Raw genomic sequence first — 21605 nt, forward strand, 5'->3', positions numbered from 1 at the left:
CTCACACCTCCTTCGGGTTTGCCAGGTAGCCGGTGGTGTCACCCGTCGGACGGCTGTTGGCGTTAGGTTTAATCACAATACTCGGCTTCGTGAAGTGCGCAGACGGCAGCGGCGCGACGGCAGCAAGCTGACCGTGTTTTTTGCGCAGCTCCTCAATCGGGCCAAAGTCCAGCGCGCGCAGCGGGCAGGATTCGACGCAGATGGGCTTTTTACCGTCCGCCACGCGGCTGTGGCAGCCGTCGCACTTGGTCATGTGGCCTTTGGCGGCATTGTACTGCGGCGCGCCGTACGGGCAGGCCATGTGGCAGTAGCGACAGCCGATGCAGACATCCTCGTCCACCACCACAAAACCGTCGTCGCGCTTGTGCATTGCCCCGCTCGGGCAGACCTTGGTGCATGCCGGATCTTCGCAGTGGTTGCAGGCAATCGACAGGTAATAGGCGAAGACATTCTGATGCCAGACGCCGTTGTCCTCCTGCCAGTCGCCGCCCGCATATTCATAAATACGCCGGAAGCTGACGTCCGGGGTCAGGTCTTTGTAATCCTTGCAGGCCAGCTCGCAGGTTTTACACCCGGTGCAGCGGCTGGAATCAATAAAAAATCCATACTGGGTAGTCATCGGTTAATCCTTATGCCTTCTCGATCTGCACCAGGTTCGTGTGCTGCGGGTTGCCTTTCGCCAGCGGTGACGGGCGGTGTGTGGTCAGGGTATTGATGCAGGAGCCGTGATCGACACGATCGCCGTTCATGTTGGCGTCATGCCAGGCGCCCTGGCCCATCGCGCTTACGCCGGGCATGATGCGCGGGGTGACTTTCGCGGCAATACGCACTTCGCCGCGGTCGTTGAAGACGCGCACCATATCCCCGTTTTTGATTCCACGTTGCTCCGCATCCACAGGGTTAAGCCACACCTCCTGGCGACAGGCGGCCTGGAGCACATCCACGTTGCCGTAGCTGGAGTGGGTACGGGCTTTAAAGTGGAAACCGAACAGTTGCAGCGGGAATTTGCTGCGCTCGGGCGCGTCCCAGCCTTCAAAGGTTGAGGTATAGACCGGCAGCGGGGTGATGGTTTCGTCTTTTTGCAGTTCCCAGGTTGCCGCAATATCCGCCAGCTTGCTGGAGTAGATCTCGATTTTGCCCGACGGGGTTTTCAGCGGATTGGCATCCGGATCGTCACGGAATTTTTTATAGGCCACAAAATGTCCGTTAGGATCTTTGCGCTTATAAATACCCATTTTTTTCAGCGCATCGTAGGATGGCAGCAGCGGATCTTTGGCGACCATTTTGGCGTACAGGTAGCGCAGCCACTGCTCCTGCGTACGGCCTTCGGTGAATTTCTGATGGATATCCGGTCCGAGGCGTTTCGCCACTTCACTCATGATCCAGTAGATGGGCTTGCGCTCGAACTTCGGGGCGGTAACCGGCTGGAGAAAAATCAGGTATCCCATGTTGCCGGCGTAATCGTTGGGGATGATATCTTCCTGCTCGACGGTCATCAGGTCCGGCAGAACAATATCGGCATACTTCGCGGACGAGGTCATAAAGTTGTCGATGACGACGATCGTTTCGCACTTGTTCTCATCCTGCAAAATGTCGTGAGTTTTGTTGATATCGTAATGCTGGTTGATGATGGTATTACCCGCGTAGTTCCAGATGAACTTGATCGGCACATCGAGCTTATCTTTGCCGCGTACGCCGTCGCGCAGGGCGGTCATCTCCGGTCCACGGGCAATGGCATCCGTCCAGCTGAAGCAGGAAATTTGCGTTTTCACCGGATTTTCCGGCAGCGGCATGCGTTCGATGGTGATGGTGTAGGTCGATTCGCGCGCGCCGCTGTTGCCGCCGTTAATGCCGACGTTGCCGGTCAGGATCGGCAGCATGGCGATGGCGCGGGACGTTTGCTCCCCGTTAGCCTGACGCTGCGGGCCCCAGCCCTGGCAAATGTAGGCCGGTTTCGCCGAACCGATTTCACGGGCCAGCTTAATGATGCGATCGGCAGGGATGCCCGTTATTCGAGACGCCCACTCAGGCGTTTTCGCGGTTTTGTCATCACCCTGGCCGAGAATATAGGCTTTGTAATGACCATTAGCCGGTGCGCCTTCCGGCAGGGTTTTTTCGTCATAACCCACGCAGTATTTATCGAGGAAAGGTTGATCGACCAGATTTTCATTAATCAGCACCCACGCAATACCAGCCACCAGCGCGGCATCGGTGCCCGGACGAATTGGGATCCACTCGTCTTCACGCCCTGCGGCAGTGTCGGTATAGCGTGGATCGATAACGATCATCCGCGCGTTTGACCGTTCGCGCGCCTGCTCGAGGTAGTAAGTGATCCCGCCGCCGCTCATGCGCGTTTCCGCCGGATTATTGCCGAACATCACGACCAGTTTGGTGTTTTCGATATCCGATGTGCTGTTGCCGTCGTTGCTGCCGTAGGTGTAGGGCATTGCGCAGGCGATCTGCGCGGTGCTGTAGGTGCCGTAGTGGCTGAGGAAGCCGCCGTAGCAGTTCATCAGGCGCGCGACCAGCGAGGCATAAGGGGAGGAGCGGGTGATGTTGCCGCCTACAATTCCGGAGGAGTAGTTAATGTAGACCGCTTCGTTGCCGTATTTTTCGACCACGCTTTTCAGGCTCGCGGCGATGGTGTCCAGCGCTTCTTCCCAGGTGATACGCTCAAACTTGCCTTCTCCGCGTTTGCCCACGCGTTTCATCGGATAATTCAGACGGTCTGGGTGATTAATGCGACGGCGAATTGAACGGCCTCGCAGGCAGGCGCGAACCTGATGGTTGCCGTAGATATCCTCGCCGGTATTATCCGTTTCAACCCAGTAGACTTCGTCATCGCGAACGTGCAGACGCAGCGCGCAGCGGCTACCGCAGTTTACCGAGCAGGCGCCCCAGACGACTTTATCTTCTGCGGGCTGAATAGCGGACTGCACAGCGGCGGCGGCGCTTTTCAGACCAAAAGGTAATGCGATCCCACCGGCGGCAAGCGCCAGGGATCCTATGGCAGTAGATTTAACCAGAGTTCGACGGCTTAAACCGCCGTGATGTTCAACTTCGGACATAACTCACCCCATCATTGTTAATAATTATTTTCACCCGTGACTACAACCGGGCTAATGATGGGGGGAGTGTTACTTATTTAGAGGTATTAAATATTAATCCTCGTCAAATCAGGGGAATTGAGTGGGAAAATCATTGCGGCTCAGCGGGCGCATTCTCTTGCGTACCTGCGCCGCTCACCGGGTAGTTGCCGCTACTGGTGCGGGTGTACAAAATTTTGAAAGTATCGTTGGCACAATGCCCAACGACCTGCGCATCCGGCTGATCGGCCTGATCGTTCGGGACGATGTTCAGGGTAAAGCCAGACTCCGGTACGCCGTTGTTGATAATCTTCTGCTGAATGTCGCTTTTCACGCGCTCGCAGGAGTCCGGGGCCGCAAGAAGAGCGGGTGAAGCACTCATTAACAGCAGGGCGGTAATCCAGGGTAACCGTTTCATCTGTAGCTCCTTTTCACTGTGTAGACTGTAAGCATAGCAGGGTTAGGGTAAGCTTTTGTTTTTGGACCTGTCTTTCTGAATTGTCCTGGAGCCCTGCCTGCGTCATAAAATAAATTGCGAGTAATGGTGCTGATTGTCTACCAGATAAGAAGGCAGGGTGCGTTTTGATACCTCTTGCCTGACCAGTTTTCGGTCTCGTCCCCAGATATCTTCGGCGTTGGTAATAACCTTCATAATATGTTCCGGGTTATTAAATTCCGGCAGATCGTATTCGGTATGAGAAATGGTAGACATTTTTTCGGAAATTCTTTCTGGAGTCATTACCCATGAGAAATGCCAGCCGCCATCTTTCACAATTTTATTATTGATTTTTAGCCAGTTCCATTTAAACCATGACCAGTTTTTATCTTTGCGCGCACGCTTCCAGTTTCTGAAAGATTCAGGCTCACCGTGGAAGAAATGCTTAAGGTTGTAATAGGACGTCGCGCGGGGCAAGGTACATTTTCTCGGCGTACCATCCGTGTTGTGAACCTGAAGATTAAACTGATAGTTGAACACGTTTTGATGAATAGTCGTGCAGAGCGCGCGCGGATTAATGGCCCTGACCGTGTCGGGAGAGAAGATTTCGTCAACGTCTGACACCAGAATCAGATCGTCGTCAGCCGCGTCTTTTAACCCGTTCATAATGGAGTTGCGAAGCGCTGCTTCATTTGCCCAGGCATCAACCTGGTTATTATCCGCACGGTTTAAAATAGGCTGCGCGTCAAAAGGCACGTAAATGATTTTGTCTTTGAATTTGGCAAACTTTGTAATATCGAAATGCAATTCTCTCGGTATGCCCGTAAAAGAGTGTGTTGCTTCTACAATGACAAAACGGTCAACGACATCAGCGAGAGTATGTAATCTGATGTCGAGCAACATATCTTCGTCATAGTATAAAAAACAGTCGTAAATCATGATGTTAACCCGAAAATTTAAGAATCTAATTTTATAATAGTGTGGAATCTTCCGCGCCCAAAGTAGCCACTTTGGCAGGTCTCGTCAATGCAAACGACGGATTTATACAGCGCAAAGAGTCAAATGAAGTGCTGTTATGTAAGTTGCTGTATTTGCTAATATGATTGTATCTCTCTTTGAATGGTAAATGATGTGAATAAATACGCAGCGATAACGCTACTGGCAACGGTACTGGTGGGATGCGACAACAACACCGCGCCGCTGTCATTTACGCCGGAGATGGCGAGTTTTTCGAACGAGTTTGACTTTGATCCTCTGCGCGGGCCGGTGAAGGATTTTACCCAGACGCTGTTCAACGATAAGGGTGAAGTCTCTAAACGTGTGACCGGCACGATGTCAACGGAAGGATGTTTCGATACGCTTGAACTGCACGATCTCGACGCTAATACGGGCGTTGCGCTGGTGCTGGATGCTAACTACTACGTCGATGCGGAAACCCAGCAGCAGAAGGTAAAGTTGCAGGGGAAATGTCAGCTGGCGGAACTGCCGTCTGCCGGCCTGACGTGGGACACCGACGATAACGGGTTTGTGGTTGCCGCGCACAGCAAAGAGATGGAAGTGAAGTACCAGTATGACGCCGACGGCTACCCGCTGGGTAAAACTACGGTTTCCGGCGACAAGCGTTTATCGGTCAAGTCGGTGCCGTCGAAAGATCTGCGCAAGCGCATGGATTATACGGCGGTAAGCCTGTTGAACGATAAACCGATGGGCAATGTAAAGCAGAGCTGTGATTACGATCGCCACAATAACCCGGTGAGCTGTGAGCTGGTGATCACCGATGACAGCGTCAAACCTGCCGTTGAGCACAAGTACACCATCAAAAACAGCATTGAATATTATTGAGAATAAAACCGCGCAGGTTACTGCGCGGTGGGTTTAAGCAGGCTGGCGGAGGAGGACTTATGCCCGGCCAGATGCTGATGCTGGAAAATGCACATGCGGATGGTGTTACGGTATTCGCCGTTAATAAAGAACTCATGGATCAGTTCACCTTCCACCATAAAGCCCAGCTTACGGTAGATATGAATCGCTTTTTCGTTCTCTTTGTCGACGATAAGGTAAAGCTTGTAGAGATTCAGGACGTTAAACCCGTAATCCATCGCCAGCTTTGCCGCCCGCGACGCAAGACCTTTCCCCTGGTGCTCCGGTGAAATAATGATCTGAAATTCCGCCCGACGGTGAACGTGGTTGATCTCAACCAGTTCAACCAGCCCGGCTTTCTCACCTTCGCACTCCACCACAAACCGGCGTTCACTCTGATCGTGGATATGCTTGTCGTAGAGATCGGACAGCTCGACAAACGCCTCATAAGGCTCTTCAAACCAGTAGCGCATCACGCTGGCATTGTTGTCGAGCTGGTGAACAAAGCGTAAATCTTCGCGCTCCAGCGGACGGAGCTTAACGTCACACGGCGTCGACATTACGGTGCTACCGTGCGGCCAGTGCGACGATCCAGACAGCGCAGGGTGTTAGGCTCCCAATAGGCGTTGACGTTGGCACTTTGCTGGCATTTGTCGCGGGCATCAAACGCGACGTCTTCTTTATCCCACTCTTTTTCCACACGCTTATTCACTTTCTGACGCAGGCTGCGGGTGTCATTCCATTGTTCTTTGTCCATGGCGGCGTTCTGACGGCTTTGCGCGCTGTCACCAGACTCAATGATGAGTTTGCTGGTTTCGGCTGATGCCGTTGCGGCGAAGGCGAACGATGACAGCGCCAGTACGGCTGTCAGACAAAGGCGTTTGCTTAATGTAGCCATAGCGTTTCCTTTAAACGGGTGCAGACAATCGGATTACCCCGTTGGATTCTACACCAATCCGAAAGGGTGTCATACCCGCGCGGCAGGTATGGGAACGATGTGAACATTATCGCGTATGATGTCTAAATCAATCCTCACGAAACGAGAAAAATGTTCAAAACGACGCTGCTTTTTTTCGCGACCGCGCTGTGCGAAATCATCGGATGCTTTTTGCCGTGGCTCTGGCTAAAGCGGGGCGCTTCCGCGCTGCTGCTGATCCCGGCGGGTGTGTCCCTGGCCCTTTTTGTCTGGCTGCTCACCCTGCATCCGGCCGCCAGCGGGAGGGTATATGCGGCCTACGGCGGAGTGTACGTCTGTACCGCGCTGCTGTGGCTGCGCGTTGTCGATGGCGTCAGGCTAAGCCTGTATGACTGGGCAGGCGCGCTGATTGCCCTGTGCGGCATGTTGATCATCGTGGCCGGTTGGGGACGCGCATAAGCGTCCTTATAGTGTGATCGCCCGCTGATTTTACGATCATTATACTTGTATGGTAGTAGTGTAGTTGCGTAAATTTCCTGCATCACAACGAGCGATGTAAGGAAATGGATTATGAAGATTGTCGGGGCTGAAGTATTTGTCACCTGCCCGGGGCGTAACTTTGTCACCCTTAAAATCACCACCGATGAGGGCATTGTCGGCCTGGGTGATGCCACGCTGAACGGACGTGAACTTTCCGTTGCCTCCTACCTGAAAGATCACCTGTGCCCTCAGTTGATTGGCCGCGATGCGCACCGCATCGAAGATATCTGGCAGTTCTTGTATAAAGGCGCTTACTGGCGTCGTGGTCCGGTCACCATGTCAGCGATTTCTGCCGTGGATATGGCGCTGTGGGACATTAAGGCGAAAGCCGCGAACATGCCGCTCTATCAGCTTCTGGGCGGAGCCTCCCGGGAAGGGGTGATGGTTTATTGTCACACCACCGGGCACACCATTGACGACGTGCTGGAAGATTATGCCCGTCATAAAGAGATGGGCTTCAAGGCAATTCGCGTGCAGTGCGGCGTGCCGGGAATGAAAACCACCTACGGCATGGCAAAAGGAAAAGGGCTGGCGTATGAGCCAGCGACCAAGGGCGCCTGGCCGGAAGAGCAGCTGTGGTCCACTGAAAAATACCTCGACTTCACGCCGAAACTGTTCGACGCAGTGCGCAGTCAGTTCGGCTTCAATGAACATCTCCTTCACGACATGCACCACCGTCTGACGCCCATCGAAGCGGCGCGATTCGGCAAAAGCATTGAAGAGTACCGTCTGTTCTGGATGGAAGATCCGACTCCCGCTGAAAACCAGGAGTGTTTCCGCCTGATCCGCCAGCACACCGTCACGCCAATTGCGGTGGGGGAAGTGTTCAACAGCATCTGGGACTGCAAGCAGCTGATTGAAGAGCAGCTCATTGACTATATCCGCGCCACCATAACCCATGCGGGCGGCATCACCGGGATGCGTCGCATTGCGGACTTTGCCTCACTTTATCAGGTGCGTACCGGCTCACACGGCCCGTCGGATCTGTCGCCGATTTGCCACGCCGCGGCGCTGCATTTTGACCTGTGGGTACCGAACTTTGGCGTGCAAGAGTATATGGGGTATTCGGAGCAGATGCTGGAAGTGTTCCCGCACAGCTGGCGCTTCGATAACGGCTATATGCACCCGGGCGACAAGCCAGGGCTGGGCATTGAGTTTGATGAGAAGCTGGCGGCGAAATACCCGTACGATCCGGCTTATCTGCCGGTGGCTCGTCTGGAAGACGGCACCCTCTGGAACTGGTAAACGAGGAGCGAATGATGAAAAGCGTAGTGATCCAACAGCCGGATGTGCTGGTGATTGAAGAGCGTCCTCTCCCGTTGCCGGGCGCAGGCGACGTCCGCGTCAAAATTAAGCTCGCCGGTATTTGCGGTTCAGACAGCCATATCTATCGCGGGCATAACCCGTTTGCGAAATACCCGCGGGTAATCGGTCACGAGTTCTTTGGCGAAATAGACGCGGTTGGCGAAGGCGTGGAGGGCACCCGACTGGGCCAGCGCGTTTCGGTTGATCCGGTGATCAGCTGCGGGCACTGCTACCCGTGTTCCGTTGGAAAACCGAACGTTTGTACTTCGCTGGTGGTGCTGGGCGTCCACCGTGACGGCGGCTTCAGCGAATACGCCGTGGTGCCGGCGAAAAATGCCTGGCGCATTCCGGATGCGATCCCTGACCACCACGCGGTGATGGTTGAGCCATTCACCATTGCTGCCAACGTGACGGGGCAGGCGAAACCCACCGAACAGGATGTGGCGCTGATTTACGGCGCAGGCCCGATGGGGCTGGTCACCGTGCAGGCGCTGAAGGGCGTTTACAAGGTGAAGCAGGTCATCGTGGTGGATCGCATTGATGAGCGGCTGGAGATGGCGCAACGCAGCGGCGCAGACTGGGTCTTCAACAACGGCGAGCAGTCCTTACAGACCGCGCTGGATGAAAAAGGCATCAAGCCGACGTTAATCATCGATGCTGCCTGTCATCCGTCCATTTTACAGGAAGCGATTACGCTGGCGTCTCCGGCGGCGCGCATCGTGCTGATGGGCTTCTCCAGCGACCCGAGCCAGATTGTGCAGCAGGGGATCACCGGCAAAGAGCTGTCGATCTTCTCTTCGCGCCTGAATGCCAACAAATTCCCGGTGGTCATTGACTGGCTGGAAAAAGGGCTGATCGACCCTGAAAAACTGGTCACCCATACATTTGACTATCACCACGTTACAGACGCCATCGAACTGTTTGAAAAAGACCAGCGGCAGTGCTGCAAAGTCTTGCTCACGTTCGACCAATAATAATTCACGCGGTTAAGAGCCTGCGAAGACAGGCTCTCAGTGGTACGCATCTTACCTTGCAGAGATAGCCATTATGACTCAAGCACAACCTCAAAGAAGTACGTCAGATCTGGTGAAAGCCGCCGTATCTGGCTGGCTGGGCACCGCCCTGGAGTTTATGGATTTCCAGCTCTACTCCCTTGGCGCCGCGCTGGTGTTTCATGAAATTTTCTTCCCTGAGCAGTCCGCGGCCATGGCGCTGATCCTGGCGATGGGCACCTACGGCGCAGGCTACATCGCGCGTATTGTCGGGGCATTTATCTTCGGCAGAATGGGCGACAGAATTGGCCGTAAAAAAGTGCTGTTTATCACCATCACCATGATGGGGATCTGCACCACCTTAATCGGCGTCCTGCCAACCTACGCGCAGATCGGGATTTTCGCACCGGTGCTGCTGGTGACGCTGCGTATTATTCAGGGGCTGGGCGCGGGGGCTGAAATCTCCGGCGCAGGCACCATGCTGGCCGAATACGCCCCGCAGGGTAAACGCGGCATCATCTCCTCGCTGGTGGCCATGGGCACCAACTGCGGGACGCTGAGCGCCACGGCGATCTGGGCCGTGATGTTCTTTGCCCTCGATCGTGAAGAACTTATTGCCTGGGGCTGGCGCGTGCCGTTCCTCGCCAGCGTGGTGGTGATGATCTTCGCCATCTGGCTGCGTATGAACCTTAAAGAGAGCCCGGTGTTTGAGAAGGTAAACGATGCCGAAGCCGTTGCGCCGGTTGCTGTGCAGGATACCTCGGTCGGCGCGATGTTTAAGAGCAAATCGTTCTGGCTGGCGACGGGGCTGCGCTTTGGTCAGGCCGGTAACTCTGGGCTTATCCAGACCTTCCTTGCCGGGTACTTGGTCCAGACGCTGTTATTTGATAAGGCGATCCCAACCGATGCGCTGATGATCAGCTCGATTCTTGGCTTCGTCTCCATCCCGCTGCTGGGCTGGCTGTCCGATAAAGTGGGGCGCCGTCTGCCATATATCATCCTTAACATTTCAGCCATTATTCTGGCTTACCCGATGCTGTCGATTATCGTCGATAAGAGTTACGCGCCGGGCGTGATTATGCTCTCTATCATCGTTATTCATAACTTTGCGGTGCTCGGGCTGTTTGCGCTGGAAAACATCACCATGGCGGAGATGTTTGGTTCGCGAAACCGCTTTACCCGCATGGCGATCTCCAAAGAGGCGGGCGGTCTCGTGGCGGTAGGCTTTGGTCCGGTGCTGGCGGGGATCTTCTGCAATATGACCGGGTCCTGGTGGCCGATTGTGGCGATGCTGGTGGCGTACTCGCTGATTGGGCTGGTCTCCGCTTTGCTGATGCCAGAAGTGCGCGACCGCGATTTGAGCCTGGTGGAAGATGCAGCTGAACCCCTGCGCCAGAGCGATACCGCAGCGAAGCAGCGGAAATATGGAGCCCTGTCATGAGTTTTATTAACGATAACTTCATGATTGGCAATGCGAGAGGTGTTGAACTTTATCGTAACGTCGCGAAAGCGCTGCCAATTATTGATTATCACTGTCACCTGGACGCGAAAGATATCTTCGAGAATAAAAATCTCGATAATATTACCGAACTCTGGCTGGCTGGCGATCATTATAAATGGCGCGCCATGCGCGCCAACGGTATTGACGAAAAATACATTACGGGCGATGCCCCGGCGGAGGATAAATTTGCGGCATGGGCTGAAACGGTCGAAGCGAGCTATGGAAATCCGCTCTATCACTGGACTCATTTAGAACTTCACCACTATTTTAACTGTGACGAACCGCTGGGCAGGCATAACTGGTGTGAAATAATGGAGCGCTGTAATCTGCTATTGCAGCAGCCTGATTTTACGCCGAGGGAACTCATTAAACGCTCCAGGGTAGAAGTTATTTGCACGACAGATGCTCCGCTTGATGATTTACGCTACCATCAATTATTGCGTGATGACGCGACGTTCAACGTTAAGGTATTACCGACCTTTCGTCCGGACGATGTTTTTGCGCAAAACGCGGAACAGTTTGCCGACTTTATCGATCGATTAGGTGAGACGACAGGATCTAAAATCCAGACATTCAGCGATTTTGTTAAGGGAATGAGCCAGCGTATTGCCTGGTTCCACGAAATGGGGTGCCGAATTTCCGATCACGGACCCGTGGAGATCCATTTTCAGTCAGCAGATGAAAGTCAGGTTGAATCCGTGTTTGCCCGAAAGCGCCGGGGTGAAAATCTGGACGCCCGTAATAATGCGATTCTTGACAGTGCCATTTTTATTATGCTGGCGCATAATTACAGGCAGCATAACTGGGCAATGCAGATACACTTCGGTGCGATTCGCAATAATAATTCCCGCATGTACCGTTCTTTGGGTAGTAATACTGGTTTTGACTCGCTGACCGATCAGTCGAATCTTGCGGCCAATCTCAACCAACTCCTGGATGCAATGGCGCAGGCTGAAGCTTTGCCCAAAACCATTTTATATAACCTCAACGCCAGCTATAACGATATTGTCGCGACGACTATCGCTAATTTTCAGACTGCGGAATTGGGCGTTAAATCGCCGATACAGTTTGGCTCCGGATGGTGGTTTAACGACACTCAACGCGGAATGGAAAACCAGCTACATAGCCTTGCGGATCAGGGGCTATTAATGAATTTTGTCGGTATGTTAACCGATTCCCGTAGTCTGGTTTCGTATACTCGCCACGATTATTTCCGTCGTATTTTGTGCAATATCATTGGTGGCTGGGTGGAGCGTGGTGAAGTTCCGGATAATAACGCCATCCTAACGAAGATGGTTAAAAATATTTGCCATGATAATGCTGAAAACTATTTCAGATTCTAAATTCTACTCACTGAGTGGGGATGGAACATGTCTCGTACTGCAAAAAAAATTACTATTCCGGTTAGTATCGGCTACGGACTAACGGATATTATGGGCGGCGGTGCCTTTACCGTTATCGGCGCCTGGTTATTATTCTTCTATACGACATTTGTTGGGTTGTCACCGGTTGAAGCGGCGTCTATTGTTGCTATAGCGCGCATTGTCGATGCTATCGTTAGTTTGTTTATGGGAAGTTTCACTGACCATTTTTACAAAAACTATTTTGGTAAAAAATTTGGTCGCCGACGTTTCTTTTTGCTGATCGGTGCACCGTTGATGCTGGTCTATGCATTGCTGTGGCTTGATGGCATGACATACGGTTTTTATCTCGCCGTCTATCTAGCATTTGAAATTATTGCTGCAATGGTACTGATCCCGTGGGAAACGTTACCGTCAGAAATGACAAAAGACTTTAACCAGCGGACCAAACTCTCTACCTGTCGCATGTTTCTTTCAGCGTCCGGGACGTTTCTGGCGACATTTATTCCCGGATTACTGATCGGCTATTTCGGGGAAAACAGCGCCCATGCCTACCTCATAAACGGCGTTATTTTTGCTGTACTGTTTATGGTATGTGTATTCATCTCGTGGAAAGTGACCTGGGAACGCGAGTTGACGCCGGAAATGCTCTCCGGGTTGGAAAAAAACACACGCCCACAAACAGCAGGAGAGAAGCTGGCTGCCTTTGGACGACTTTTTAAGGAGTATGGTTCCACCCTGAAAATCCGGGCCTTCAGGAAACATCTCGCCATCTATCTGCTGTCGTTTACCGGCAAAGATGTCTACAACACGGTATTTGTATTTTTCTGCGTGTACTGTCTGAATGTCTCTTCCTCACTGGCAGGCACGCTGCTGTCGATGAGTATTGTGGGGCTGCCCGTCACGTTAATTGCGGGTATAGGGATCATCAGATATGGGCCATCAAAGCTATATGTATTTGCCTATTCACTGATGTTGCTCTGTTTGGGGGGCTTCTTTGCCGTGTACCAGATCCCTGCGCTGAATACCGTCGCGACGCTGGTCATTCTGGCCGGGGTGTATCAGGTGGGGCGCTGCGTCCTTGAGTTTACACCGTGGAACGTGTTCCCGTTAATTCCAGATATCGATGAAATGGTCAGCCGTCAGCGTCGTGAGGGACTGTTTGCTGCGGTAATGACATTCTCCCGAAAAACCACGGTCGCTATTGCCACCTTTATTGTGGGTCTCCTGTTACAAAGCGGCGGATTTGTAAAAGGGAGCCAGACGCAGCCAACCGAAGCCATCCACACCATCGCAATGCTGATGTTCATCGGCACTGCTGCCTTGCTTATCCTGGCCCTGTGGCAGGCTCTGACATTCAACCTGAACAAGCGTACGCACAAAATCTTTGTGGATGAGCTGGATCGCCTGAAAGCCAACGGCTCTCCCCAACGCGTATCCGCCGAAGCTCGCCGGGTCGTGGAAGATTTAACAGGCTATTCCTACGACAGGTTGTGGCGTGAGCCGACGGTCCGGTCCGGCGAGCAGACGGTGCGCACCCCTGTATGATCTGGTTTATATCTTTTGCCAGATGTCACACAACTTGATTTTTATATCACACCACTTGGCCGAAAGTTAATGTAAATCAATGTTCATGGCAGCATAACCAGTATTGTGATCGGCAGGATAAAGTAATGACACTGCCATTCTAGTTGGTTTAGTCAACCGGCGCAGCCGCACTGTCACCAGAGCGGCTGCGGATCTCAGCGTTCATAATTAACGAGTCTCAATCATGGAAAACCGTTTATTACAGGCGAAGGCAACGCGTCCTCAGTACGATCGCGACAGCCTCAAGGCACGCATTGTTCATTTAGGGTTTGGCGCGTTTCACCGTGCGCACCAGGCGGTGTACACCGATATACTCGCCGCAGAACAGGGCAGCGACTGGGGTTACTGCGAAGTTAACCTGATTGGCGGCGAACAGCAGATCGCCGATCTGAAGGCACAGGATAATCTTTATACCGTAGCAGAGATGTCTGCCGATGCGTGGACGGCGCGCGTGGTCGGCGTCGTCAAAAATGCGCTGCATGCGCAGGTCGACGGCCTTGAAACCGTGCTGGCGGCGCTGTGCGATCCGCAGGTCGCCATTGTTTCCCTGACCATCACCGAGAAAGGGTATTGCCACTCCCCGGCAACCGGACAACTGATGTTCGATCATCCGTTAATCGTTGCCGACCTGCAAAACCCCCATCAGCCGAAATCTGCGCCAGGCGTAGTGGTTGAAGCGCTGGCGCGGCGTAAGGCGGCGGGGCTGCCAGCATTCAGCGTGATGTCATGCGATAACATGCCGGAAAACGGCCACGTGATGCGCAATGTCACCTGCGCCTACGCGCGCGCTGTTGATGGCGAACTGGCCGACTGGATTGAAGCGAACGTCACCTTCCCGTCAACCATGGTGGACCGTATTGTGCCCGCCGTCACGGCTGAAACGCTGGATAAAATTGAACAGCTGACCGGCGTACGCGATCCGGCAGGTGTCGCCTGCGAGCCGTTCCGCCAGTGGGTGGTAGAAGATAATTTCGTCGCCGGACGTCCACAGTGGGAAAAGGCCGGTGCGGAACTGGTTTCTGATGTCATTCCGTTTGAAGAGATGAAGCTGCGTATGCTTAACGGCAGCCACTCGTTCCTGGCCTATCTCGGCTACCTGGCCGGTTATCAGCACATTAACGACTGCATGGAAGATGAACATTATCGCGCAGCCGCGCATGCGCTGATGATGAAAGAGCAGGCGCCGACGCTAAAAGTGAAGGGGGTGGATTTAGCTCACTATGCCGACCAGCTGATCGCACGTTACAGCAATCCGGCCCTGCGTCACCGCACCTGGCAAATCGCCATGGACGGTAGCCAGAAATTGCCGCAGCGGATGCTCGATTCCGTTCGCTGGCACCTTGTCCACCAGAAACCCTTCCCGCTGCTGGCCTTGGGTGTGGCGGGCTGGATGCGTTATGTCGGCGGTGTGGATGAGCAGGGTAACGCGATTGAGGTGAGCGATCCGCAGCTGGCGGTGATTCAGGCGGCGGTAAACGGTAGCGCTGAAGGCGAAAGCCGCGTTAGCGCGCTGTTGGGCATTGAGGCTATTTTCGGTAACGAGCTGCCGAAGGACGCGGTGTTTGTGGCTGCGGTCATGCAGGCCTATCAAACGTTGCTGCAAAAAGGCGCGAAGGCCACGGTTGCTGAGTACGCCTCCCGGCTTTAACGCGATGACATGCCGCCGTCCGCGGCGGCATGTCGGGGCGCAGCTTAGTGCATCCCCAGGCGAATCAGCTCAATCGGTTCGAACTTACCTTCGCATCCCTCGACTTCAACCGTTTTACCACGGCGCACCTGCTCGGCATTAAGGCCGTCGCTGTGGATCGCTTTAATCACGCCGAACTGGCCTGTGCCGCTAATCATGACGCGGCTGCCAGTGGTGATTGCATTTCGGTTACGGTCGTATGTCATCATGGTATTTTCTCCTCTCGTACTTATCCGTTACGGCGCTAATTCAACGGCTGCCGTTCACGGGGCACTATTAATACGCCTCTCTTTAACGAAATTATTTGCTTTTGATCAAGCTCACACTTTTTTCTTATTTCATGCAGGCGTTGACGGTTCAGGACACCACTTTACAAAGCGGACAGTTATTTTCCTTAATTGATAGTTTCCGGGTGCAAGTGTTTAGGCTTTGTTTATATCCACAATGTCATTCTGGAGGCAGAAAATAACCCTTCATCGGAAAAGGAGTCAGGCTTATGTATAAGAAAATTTTGATGCCTGTTGATGTGTTTGAAATGGATTTGAGCGATAAAGCGGTACGCCACGCGGTCAACCTCGCGAAGGCGGAAGGCGCGACGATCACCCTGGTCAACATTCTCCCTAACAGCAGCCGTTCGTTACTGCGGGGGTTCAATGCCGATATTAAGAAGTTCGAAGAGTATATGACCGCCGAGTCTGATAAGAAGATGAAGGCGCTGAAACGGCTCTTTGATATGTCCCCGGACAATATTGACTGTGAAGTTCGCTTCGGCAACGTACGCGATGAAATCATCAAGCTCAGCAAAGAGGGGAAATACGACGTTATTGTTATCGGATCAAAAAATCCGAGCATTACAACCCATCTGCTGGGTTCGAATGCTGAAACTATCCTGCGCTACGCCACTATTCCGGTATTAGTGGTCCGCTAATTACTTCGCCGCAACCGAAAGGGGGCGGCGAGGTTTTATTCTTCGCTGAACCACTCGCGGTTTTCCTGGCGAATTAACTGAACTGACTCACTAATTTCCTGAAGGTGAAGCGTCATCGCTTTATCTACGGCTTCCACGTCGCGTTTTTCCAGCGCGCTGAAAATATCATGATGCTGGCGCAGCAACATCTCTGGCGGAGAAACATGGTCGAGGCTCATGTAGCGCACGCGGTCGATGGTAGCTTTGATGTTTTCGACGGTATCCCACGCGAGCTGGCACTCGGCGATCTGCGCCAGTTTCTGGTGGAACTCGTCGTCCAGCTGGAAAAAGTCGTTTAACTGTTTGCGGTCGATGGCGATTCGTTGCTGATGCAGGTTTTGCTCCAGCAGGTAGCACTGGTTATCGTTGATGAGCGACGCGGCGCGACGCACCACGGCGCACTCGATGGCCTGGCGAACAAAACAGCCATTCCGTACCTGCGAAAGCGAAATTTTATTTACATAGCTGCCGCGCTGAGGGCGGATCTGAATAAGGCCGTTTTCTGCGAGCTTAATAAACGCCTCACGTACGGGCTGACGGGAAACGTCAAAACGTACCGAAACCTCTTTTTCTGAGAGTGGCGTTCCCGGTGGGATCAGGCAGCGAACAATATCACGGCGTAAGATGCGATATATTTGCTGATTAACGGGCTGGGTAGGATTAAGTTGCGATTCAGCGGCCATGGGTTGTGATTTCTCAGAGAGTTAACCTGAACATACTACCATTCTTTTCCCTGCCATCACATACCCGGCCCGCAGGCCGGGCAGGGTAAATTAACCGCGATGCACGCTGAGTCCGGCATAGGTCTGGCTGACGGGCATCATCTCAACCGTATTGATGTTGACATGCTTCGGCAGATTCGCGACCCACCAGACGGTTTCGGTGATATCTTCCGGCGTCAGCGCATTCGCGTTTTCATAGGTTTTATCCGCTTTCGCGTCGTCGCCTTTGAAACGCACGTTGGAGAATTCAGTTCCGCCTACCAGACCCGGTTCAACATCGGTCACGCGGATCGCGGTTCCGTGCAGGTCGGTGCGCAGGTTCAGGCTGAACTGGCGGACAAAGGCTTTGGTCGCGCCATAGACGTTGCCGCCCGCGTAAGGCCAGCTTCCGGCGGTGGAACCGATGTTAATGATATGGCCACGGTTACGTTCAACCATGCCCGGCAGCACGGCGCGGGTCATGTACACCAGCCCTTTGTTGTTGGTGTCGATCATGTTTTCCCAGTCTTCCACGCTGGCTTTGTGGGCAGGCTCCATGCCCAGTGCCAGGCCAGCGTTATTGACCAGCACGTCAATTTCACGCCATTCGGCAGGCAGGTTGGCAATCATCTCTTCGATGGCGGCGCGGTTGCGCACGTCCAGCTGCGCGGTCAGAATGCTGTCACCCAGCTCGTCTTTTAGCTCCTGCAAACGCTCCTGACGGCGCCCTGTTGCAATCACTTTGTGTCCGTTGGCGACGAAGCGACGCGTGATGCTTTCACCAAAACCCGCTGTCGCCCCGGTAACTAAAATAATCATCTCACTGTTCCTCAACGCTTTTTGTGTTGTACTAACATAGCACGCTCTCCGGCACGTCGTTAAGGCAACATTTGTATGACGCCATTGCAGGCCGGCGCAGGCTGGCCTACTCTGGGGAGAAATACCGTGCTCAGGAGTAAACGATGTCGGTCAACAATCCTTTTTTTGAAATTAGCCTGTTGCCTTATCAGGCGCCACGTTTTGATGCGATTAACGACAGCCATTATCGTCCGGCATTTGATGAAGCAATGCGCCTGAAGCGTGCAGACATTGACGCGATTATCGCGCAGCGCGCCGCGCCGGACTTCGACAATACCGTGCTGGCGCTGGAAAAGAGCGGGGCCATGCTGTCACGCGTGAGCAGCGTGTTCTTCGCCATGACGTCCGCACACACCAACGATGATCTTCAGGCACTGGACGAGCAGTTCTCCACCGAACTGGCCGGGCTGGCGAACGATATCTGGCTAAACGATACGCTTTTCGCCCGCGTGGAAGCCGTCTGGCAGGATCGCGAGGCGCTGGATGCCGAATCCCGACGACTGACGGAGGAGATGTATCAGCACTTTGTTCTTGCTGGCGCGCGTCTGAATGCCGATGAAAAAGCCGAGCTGAAAGCCCTGAATACCGAAGCCGCCACCCTGACCAGCCAGTTCAACCAGCGCCTGCTGGCGGCGAACAAGGCGGGAGGGCTGGTGGTGGACGATGTTCACCAGCTTGACGGGCTCAGTGCGGAGGAGGTGGCTGCCGCGGCTCACGCTGCCGCAGAAAAAGGGCTGACGGATCGCTGGCTGATCCCGCTTTTGAATACCACGCAACAGCCCGCGCTGGCGGCGCTGTCGTTGCGCGAGACCCGTAAAAAGTTGTTCAGCGCGGGCTGGGAACGCACTCAGAAAGGCGACGAAAACGATACGCGCGAGCTGATCCGTCGGCTTCCTGCTGTGCCAGAAGACGATTTAATTCAGTTGCGGCCAGCTTAGCTGCATCCGCATCGGTACCAAATCCGATAAACTGACCGGTTAATGGGTGTCGGTATTGCCAGTAAACTTTCTGTGTTCTCTTGTCTAATTTGGAATACAAGTTGGGTACGTTGATATTATGCTTTCTTGGGCGAGCAGCCATTTAATGCTTTCTCCATTAACAGGCGGGCTGTATCAGATATTCCAGACGGAACATCGACTTTCCCGACCATACCGATAAAACGAGCATCTTCATCCACTACCCAACGACGACCCTGCTTAATTGCTGGTGGATAGGTCTGTTTTGTCTTGGCGATTTTATGTAAAGCCACTCGACTGATTGGCTCTTTAAAACCGTTTGGACCTGATGCCCAATCGCTTATTTTTACAAGCTGCCCCATAGTTAGCTCTCCGCTACCGGCTGCACCCGGCTATCGAACGTTGTAAGCGCAAGCGGAGCAACCGCCGCGAGCGCCGTCACTGCATTTAATGCACATCACATGATCGACACGTCTGGCCTTCATGTTTTCCACTATTGCTGGTGGCACCATCATTGGCATCACTACATGAATCACCTGGCTACGCAGACGATCAACTTCTGCGGCGCTGTCCATCGCTACCTGCTTCCAGTCCTGCGTTTCAGCTTTCCACCAGGCCGCATCTGCTTTAAGGCGGCGCAAGCGCCGCTGTTTGAGTTTGCTCACCATGTCAGCCATCCCATTTGCTGAAGTGCTCCGATTGCCAGCAGAACGAACATCAACACGTCGAATGGGTTAGGCATCACGCACCTCAAGCTTCCATACTGCCTGCCCAATCCGGCTACGGTAGGTATCCTTGGATACTTGACCTTCCAGTGCCAGCTCGGCAAGAACCTTACGTAATTCTGCCGACTTCCATTCCTCGTCAGGAAATGCTGCTTCCATAGCTAACCTGAGGTTCCATGTCGCCATTGTGAAAGCGTATCTACCTCCTAGCACCTTTTCTTCCTGGGCGGCGCGAGCACGCATCACCTGCAAAATCTTCGCTTTGACGTCCATCACTTCACCTCCTGCTGCGGTGCTGCCGGCTGGAAAGGCTTTCTTTCTTTTACCCAGGTAACCAGTGCCTGAATGTGCTTCTCAAGGGTTGCAGCCAGCATTTCATCTGACTCCGGAGCTGCTATTCCAGCGTTGCTTAGAGCCAAGCGAAGACCATCCGGAATCACCGCAGCGCTTCCTTCTGGTTTATTGACTATCACGCTGTCATAAATTTCATTGAGGTGGCCACGTAAATCCATTCTGCGGAGCGCGCTAAACATGTAATTGCATTCGGCCTGTTTGTTGGCCCTAAACGGCTTGCTATCTCGGTTAACCAAAAGTCCGTTGCCTGGCCATCCGTGTACCTTCTTAACCCGACCTTTGATTACGTGAAGCAAGCCCCAACCGGAAGGAAGGTCTTCAACATTCACAATTCCCGGCTCGCTAATCATAAAGCGCCAATCTCCCATGCCTTTCTCTGGTTCAATCCGGAACGGTTTCTTACGGTCTGCCAGAAGGTCAGAACGAGAACATTTGGCCTCAATCAGGCAGCTAGCACCGTTGCGAAATCCGATTGCGTCAGCTTGCTCGCCATATGGCGTCCATGCACGGAATCGGTCATGGAAGGCAACCTTAAATCCATTGTTTTGCAGGAACCGACAAGCTATCAGGCAAAGTTCGTCGTGAGTTAAAGCCACGCTCACTCTCCTTTACCGGTATCAGAGGCTGACTTCACTTCAACAATGAACGGCAGTACATCGCTGTGAGTCAGCTTTGTCTGAGAAAGGTTATCAAGCGCTTTACTGACAGCCTCAGACGTTTCAAAAACACCAGCGGCATCTGCTAGCGCACTGACCACCTGATAAGACTCGGCGCAGATTGTTTCCAACTCAGCAATCCGCTTCTCTGCGGATTCCAGCTCATCCAGCAGCTCCAGCACGACGGCGGGGTTAGCTGCGGCGATGAAGTCAGCGAGAGGACTTTCCCCGTCAACTGATTCGCAGCTAGCGACGAGGTCATAGCAAACGCTGTCACCAACATCGTAGCGACCGCCGTAAACGCTGTTTCCTTCAGCGTGCCAATCGTCGCCATCTAACGCTGTGGCTAAATACCGTAATGCGTGTTTGTCGATGTTGCTCATTGGGCGGCCTCCGGCTCTTCTGGCATTGGAGCCCAGTGAGTGATAACAACATCGTCGATATTGATATCACCGTTCTGGAAAGTCCATTGCCAACTTCCAGTCTCTTTCTGCCCGAAGGTCATCCACATTGAACGCCAACCAATCAGCCATCCCTCACCGGTTGAATCGAAAAGCAGAACCGTGTCATTGGGTGATGGAAGGCATTGATGCACGGAGAATGCTTTTTCTTCCAGCGCATCGCTCCATGAGACAGCCGCGAGCTTTCCGCCAAAGATTGTCATACCAGCGTTTACTGCTGGCTCTTTACCATCCTCAAACTCAACAACGAAAGTTACCTTGCTCATGACTGCACTCCTTTGCGAAGCTGGGCTGCGAACTCTTCGAGAGACTTTTCTGCGTACTCACCAGATAATCCGTCAGCAGCCGGAATAGGGTCATTTGCAAGGTCTTCTTTCGCAGTCAGAATCATACGCACCACGTCGAATACTTCAGCCAGCGGCTTATCCACGAAACCGTGGTTGAATGCAGCGGCGAGGCGACTGGCGGCATAGTTGATGCCTTCATTTCGAGCCTGAGCCCGCACTTCAGCCAGCGCCGCAGCATCATTGCGAACCTTACGCAGTTCCAGAACAGCAACCTGAACTGCATAAGCGAACATAGCGGAAGGGCGATCATCTGCTTTTTCACTATCGCGCTGCATGTTGACTGCAACAGTCATCAGTTCATCCAGCTGT

Annotated in this window: 24 protein-coding genes and 3 pseudogenes; 10 read left to right on the forward strand and 17 right to left on the reverse strand. The window is 53.4% G+C overall.

The window, feature by feature from the left end; genetic code table 11:
- Position 1: 1 nt before the first annotated feature.
- The 4 genes from ACQG0T_RS10530 to ACQG0T_RS10545 all read right to left on the reverse strand — a co-directional run bounded on the left by ACQG0T_RS10530 (position 2) and on the right by ACQG0T_RS10545 (position 4461).
- On the reverse strand, positions 2-619 hold the full coding sequence (locus ACQG0T_RS10530; protein ID WP_017384545.1) for a DMSO/selenate family reductase complex B subunit: 618 nt from the start codon (positions 617-619) through the stop codon (positions 2-4).
- 10 nt (positions 620-629) lie between these two features.
- The gene (gene ynfE / locus ACQG0T_RS10535; RefSeq protein WP_271040728.1) at positions 630-3068 is read right to left on the reverse strand and encodes a selenate/tellurate reductase subunit YnfE; all 2439 of its coding nucleotides are present in this window, start codon (positions 3066-3068) and stop codon (positions 630-632) included.
- A gap of 130 nt (positions 3069-3198) precedes the next feature.
- Entirely contained in the window at positions 3199-3504 is a 306-nt protein-coding gene (locus tag ACQG0T_RS10540; RefSeq protein WP_003857424.1) for a DUF1161 domain-containing protein, read from the reverse strand.
- A gap of 102 nt (positions 3505-3606) precedes the next feature.
- Positions 3607-4461 carry a benzoate transporter gene (locus ACQG0T_RS10545; protein WP_003857421.1) on the reverse strand — a complete coding sequence of 285 codons (855 nt, stop codon included), beginning with the start codon at positions 4459-4461 and terminating at the stop codon, positions 3607-3609.
- Between the two features lie 180 nt (positions 4462-4641).
- On the opposite strand from ACQG0T_RS10545, the gene ACQG0T_RS10550 reads away from it, so the two are divergent.
- Complete coding sequence (locus ACQG0T_RS10550) at positions 4642-5364, forward strand: YnfC family lipoprotein (RefSeq protein WP_032667024.1); 723 nt, start codon at positions 4642-4644, stop codon at positions 5362-5364.
- A gap of 17 nt (positions 5365-5381) precedes the next feature.
- On the opposite strand, the gene speG is transcribed toward ACQG0T_RS10550, so the two are convergent.
- Positions 5382-5942 carry a spermidine N1-acetyltransferase gene (gene speG, locus ACQG0T_RS10555; protein ID WP_003857416.1) on the reverse strand — a complete coding sequence of 187 codons (561 nt, stop codon included), beginning with the start codon at positions 5940-5942 and terminating at the stop codon, positions 5382-5384.
- On the reverse strand, positions 5942-6280 hold the full coding sequence (locus tag ACQG0T_RS10560; RefSeq protein WP_426723787.1) for a DUF1283 family protein: 339 nt from the start codon (positions 6278-6280) through the stop codon (positions 5942-5944). Before ACQG0T_RS10560 ends, speG begins: the two co-directional genes overlap by 1 nt.
- A gap of 150 nt (positions 6281-6430) precedes the next feature.
- Here ACQG0T_RS10560 and ACQG0T_RS10565 point away from each other — a divergent pair, with 150 nt between their 5' ends.
- The 7 genes from ACQG0T_RS10565 (at position 6431) to ACQG0T_RS10595 (ending at position 15232) form a co-directional block, all read left to right on the forward strand.
- The gene (locus ACQG0T_RS10565; protein ID WP_003857412.1) at positions 6431-6757 is read left to right on the forward strand and encodes a YnfA family protein; all 327 of its coding nucleotides are present in this window, start codon (positions 6431-6433) and stop codon (positions 6755-6757) included.
- A 111-nt stretch (positions 6758-6868) separates the two neighbouring features.
- A complete protein-coding gene (gene manD / locus ACQG0T_RS10570; RefSeq protein ID WP_271040730.1) occupies positions 6869-8083 on the forward strand; it encodes a D-mannonate dehydratase ManD in 1215 nt (404 codons plus the stop codon).
- 14 nt (positions 8084-8097) lie between these two features.
- Positions 8098-9117, forward strand: coding sequence for a Zn-dependent oxidoreductase (locus ACQG0T_RS10575; RefSeq protein ID WP_033486750.1), 1020 nt, complete (start codon positions 8098-8100; stop codon positions 9115-9117).
- Between the two features lie 73 nt (positions 9118-9190).
- Positions 9191-10576, forward strand: a complete 1386-nt coding sequence (locus tag ACQG0T_RS10580; protein ID WP_040117592.1) for an MFS transporter — start codon at positions 9191-9193, stop codon at positions 10574-10576.
- Positions 10573-11979, forward strand: coding sequence for a glucuronate isomerase (gene uxaC / locus ACQG0T_RS10585; protein ID WP_271040770.1), 1407 nt, complete (start codon positions 10573-10575; stop codon positions 11977-11979). The genes ACQG0T_RS10580 and uxaC overlap by 4 nt, the downstream gene beginning before the upstream one ends.
- Before the next feature lie 27 nt (positions 11980-12006).
- Positions 12007-13545 (forward strand): MFS transporter, encoded by a 1539-nt coding sequence (locus tag ACQG0T_RS10590; protein WP_271040771.1) that lies wholly within the window; start codon positions 12007-12009, stop codon positions 13543-13545.
- A 223-nt stretch (positions 13546-13768) separates the two neighbouring features.
- The gene (locus ACQG0T_RS10595; protein WP_271040772.1) at positions 13769-15232 is read left to right on the forward strand and encodes a mannitol dehydrogenase family protein; all 1464 of its coding nucleotides are present in this window, start codon (positions 13769-13771) and stop codon (positions 15230-15232) included.
- Positions 15233-15276: 44 nt separating this feature from the next.
- Here the strand turns inward: ACQG0T_RS10595 and ydfZ are convergent, their stop codons facing one another.
- Positions 15277-15480: a putative selenium delivery protein YdfZ gene (gene ydfZ, locus ACQG0T_RS10600; protein ID WP_003857405.1), complete on the reverse strand. Its 204-nt coding sequence runs from the start codon at positions 15478-15480 to the stop codon at positions 15277-15279.
- A gap of 287 nt (positions 15481-15767) precedes the next feature.
- Between ydfZ and ACQG0T_RS10605 the strand changes: the two genes are divergently transcribed.
- A complete protein-coding gene (locus ACQG0T_RS10605; RefSeq protein WP_015570611.1) occupies positions 15768-16199 on the forward strand; it encodes a universal stress protein in 432 nt (143 codons plus the stop codon).
- Positions 16200-16234: 35 nt separating this feature from the next.
- Here the strand turns inward: ACQG0T_RS10605 and ACQG0T_RS10610 are convergent, their stop codons facing one another.
- A complete protein-coding gene (locus ACQG0T_RS10610; RefSeq protein ID WP_003857403.1) occupies positions 16235-16921 on the reverse strand; it encodes a GntR family transcriptional regulator in 687 nt (228 codons plus the stop codon).
- Between the two features lie 90 nt (positions 16922-17011).
- Positions 17012-17758 carry a bifunctional NADP-dependent 3-hydroxy acid dehydrogenase/3-hydroxypropionate dehydrogenase YdfG gene (gene ydfG, locus ACQG0T_RS10615; RefSeq protein WP_015570609.1) on the reverse strand — a complete coding sequence of 249 codons (747 nt, stop codon included), beginning with the start codon at positions 17756-17758 and terminating at the stop codon, positions 17012-17014.
- A gap of 143 nt (positions 17759-17901) precedes the next feature.
- Here ydfG and ACQG0T_RS10620 point away from each other — a divergent pair.
- Positions 17902-18699, forward strand: a pseudogene (locus tag ACQG0T_RS10620) (dipeptidyl carboxypeptidase II); the annotation flags it as partial.
- Here the strand turns inward: ACQG0T_RS10620 and ACQG0T_RS10625 are convergent.
- The 8 genes and pseudogenes from ACQG0T_RS10625 to ACQG0T_RS10660 form a co-directional block, all read right to left on the reverse strand.
- A pseudogene (locus tag ACQG0T_RS10625) lies at positions 18689-18877 on the reverse strand (phage integrase Arm DNA-binding domain-containing protein); the annotation flags it as partial. The pseudogenes ACQG0T_RS10620 and ACQG0T_RS10625 sit on opposite strands and share 11 nt — an antisense overlap.
- Positions 18852-19115: a hypothetical protein gene (locus tag ACQG0T_RS10630; protein ID WP_271040773.1), complete on the reverse strand. Its 264-nt coding sequence runs from the start codon at positions 19113-19115 to the stop codon at positions 18852-18854. The pseudogene ACQG0T_RS10625 and the gene ACQG0T_RS10630, both read right to left, overlap by 26 nt.
- Positions 19116-19145: 30 nt before the next feature.
- Positions 19146-19430 carry a hypothetical protein gene (locus ACQG0T_RS10635; RefSeq protein ID WP_426723788.1) on the reverse strand — a complete coding sequence of 95 codons (285 nt, stop codon included), beginning with the start codon at positions 19428-19430 and terminating at the stop codon, positions 19146-19148.
- A gap of 57 nt (positions 19431-19487) precedes the next feature.
- A complete protein-coding gene (locus ACQG0T_RS10640) occupies positions 19488-19754 on the reverse strand; it encodes an eaa protein (protein WP_271040775.1) in 267 nt (88 codons plus the stop codon).
- A 164-nt stretch (positions 19755-19918) separates the two neighbouring features.
- Positions 19919-20428, reverse strand: a pseudogene (locus tag ACQG0T_RS10645) (hypothetical protein); the annotation flags it as partial.
- Between the two features lie 2 nt (positions 20429-20430).
- A complete protein-coding gene (locus ACQG0T_RS10650) occupies positions 20431-20871 on the reverse strand; it encodes an ead/Ea22-like family protein (protein ID WP_271040776.1) in 441 nt (146 codons plus the stop codon).
- Positions 20868-21152 carry a DUF551 domain-containing protein gene (locus tag ACQG0T_RS10655; protein ID WP_416347466.1) on the reverse strand — a complete coding sequence of 95 codons (285 nt, stop codon included), beginning with the start codon at positions 21150-21152 and terminating at the stop codon, positions 20868-20870. Before ACQG0T_RS10655 ends, ACQG0T_RS10650 begins: the two co-directional genes overlap by 4 nt.
- A gap of 59 nt (positions 21153-21211) precedes the next feature.
- The gene (locus ACQG0T_RS10660; RefSeq protein WP_333780085.1) at positions 21212-21529 is read right to left on the reverse strand and encodes a hypothetical protein; all 318 of its coding nucleotides are present in this window, start codon (positions 21527-21529) and stop codon (positions 21212-21214) included.
- Positions 21530-21605: the final 76 nt, after the last annotated feature.

The organism is Enterobacter cloacae complex sp. 302F9, assembly GCF_050030335.1.
Classification (GTDB): domain Bacteria; phylum Pseudomonadota; class Gammaproteobacteria; order Enterobacterales; family Enterobacteriaceae; genus Enterobacter; species Enterobacter hormaechei_C.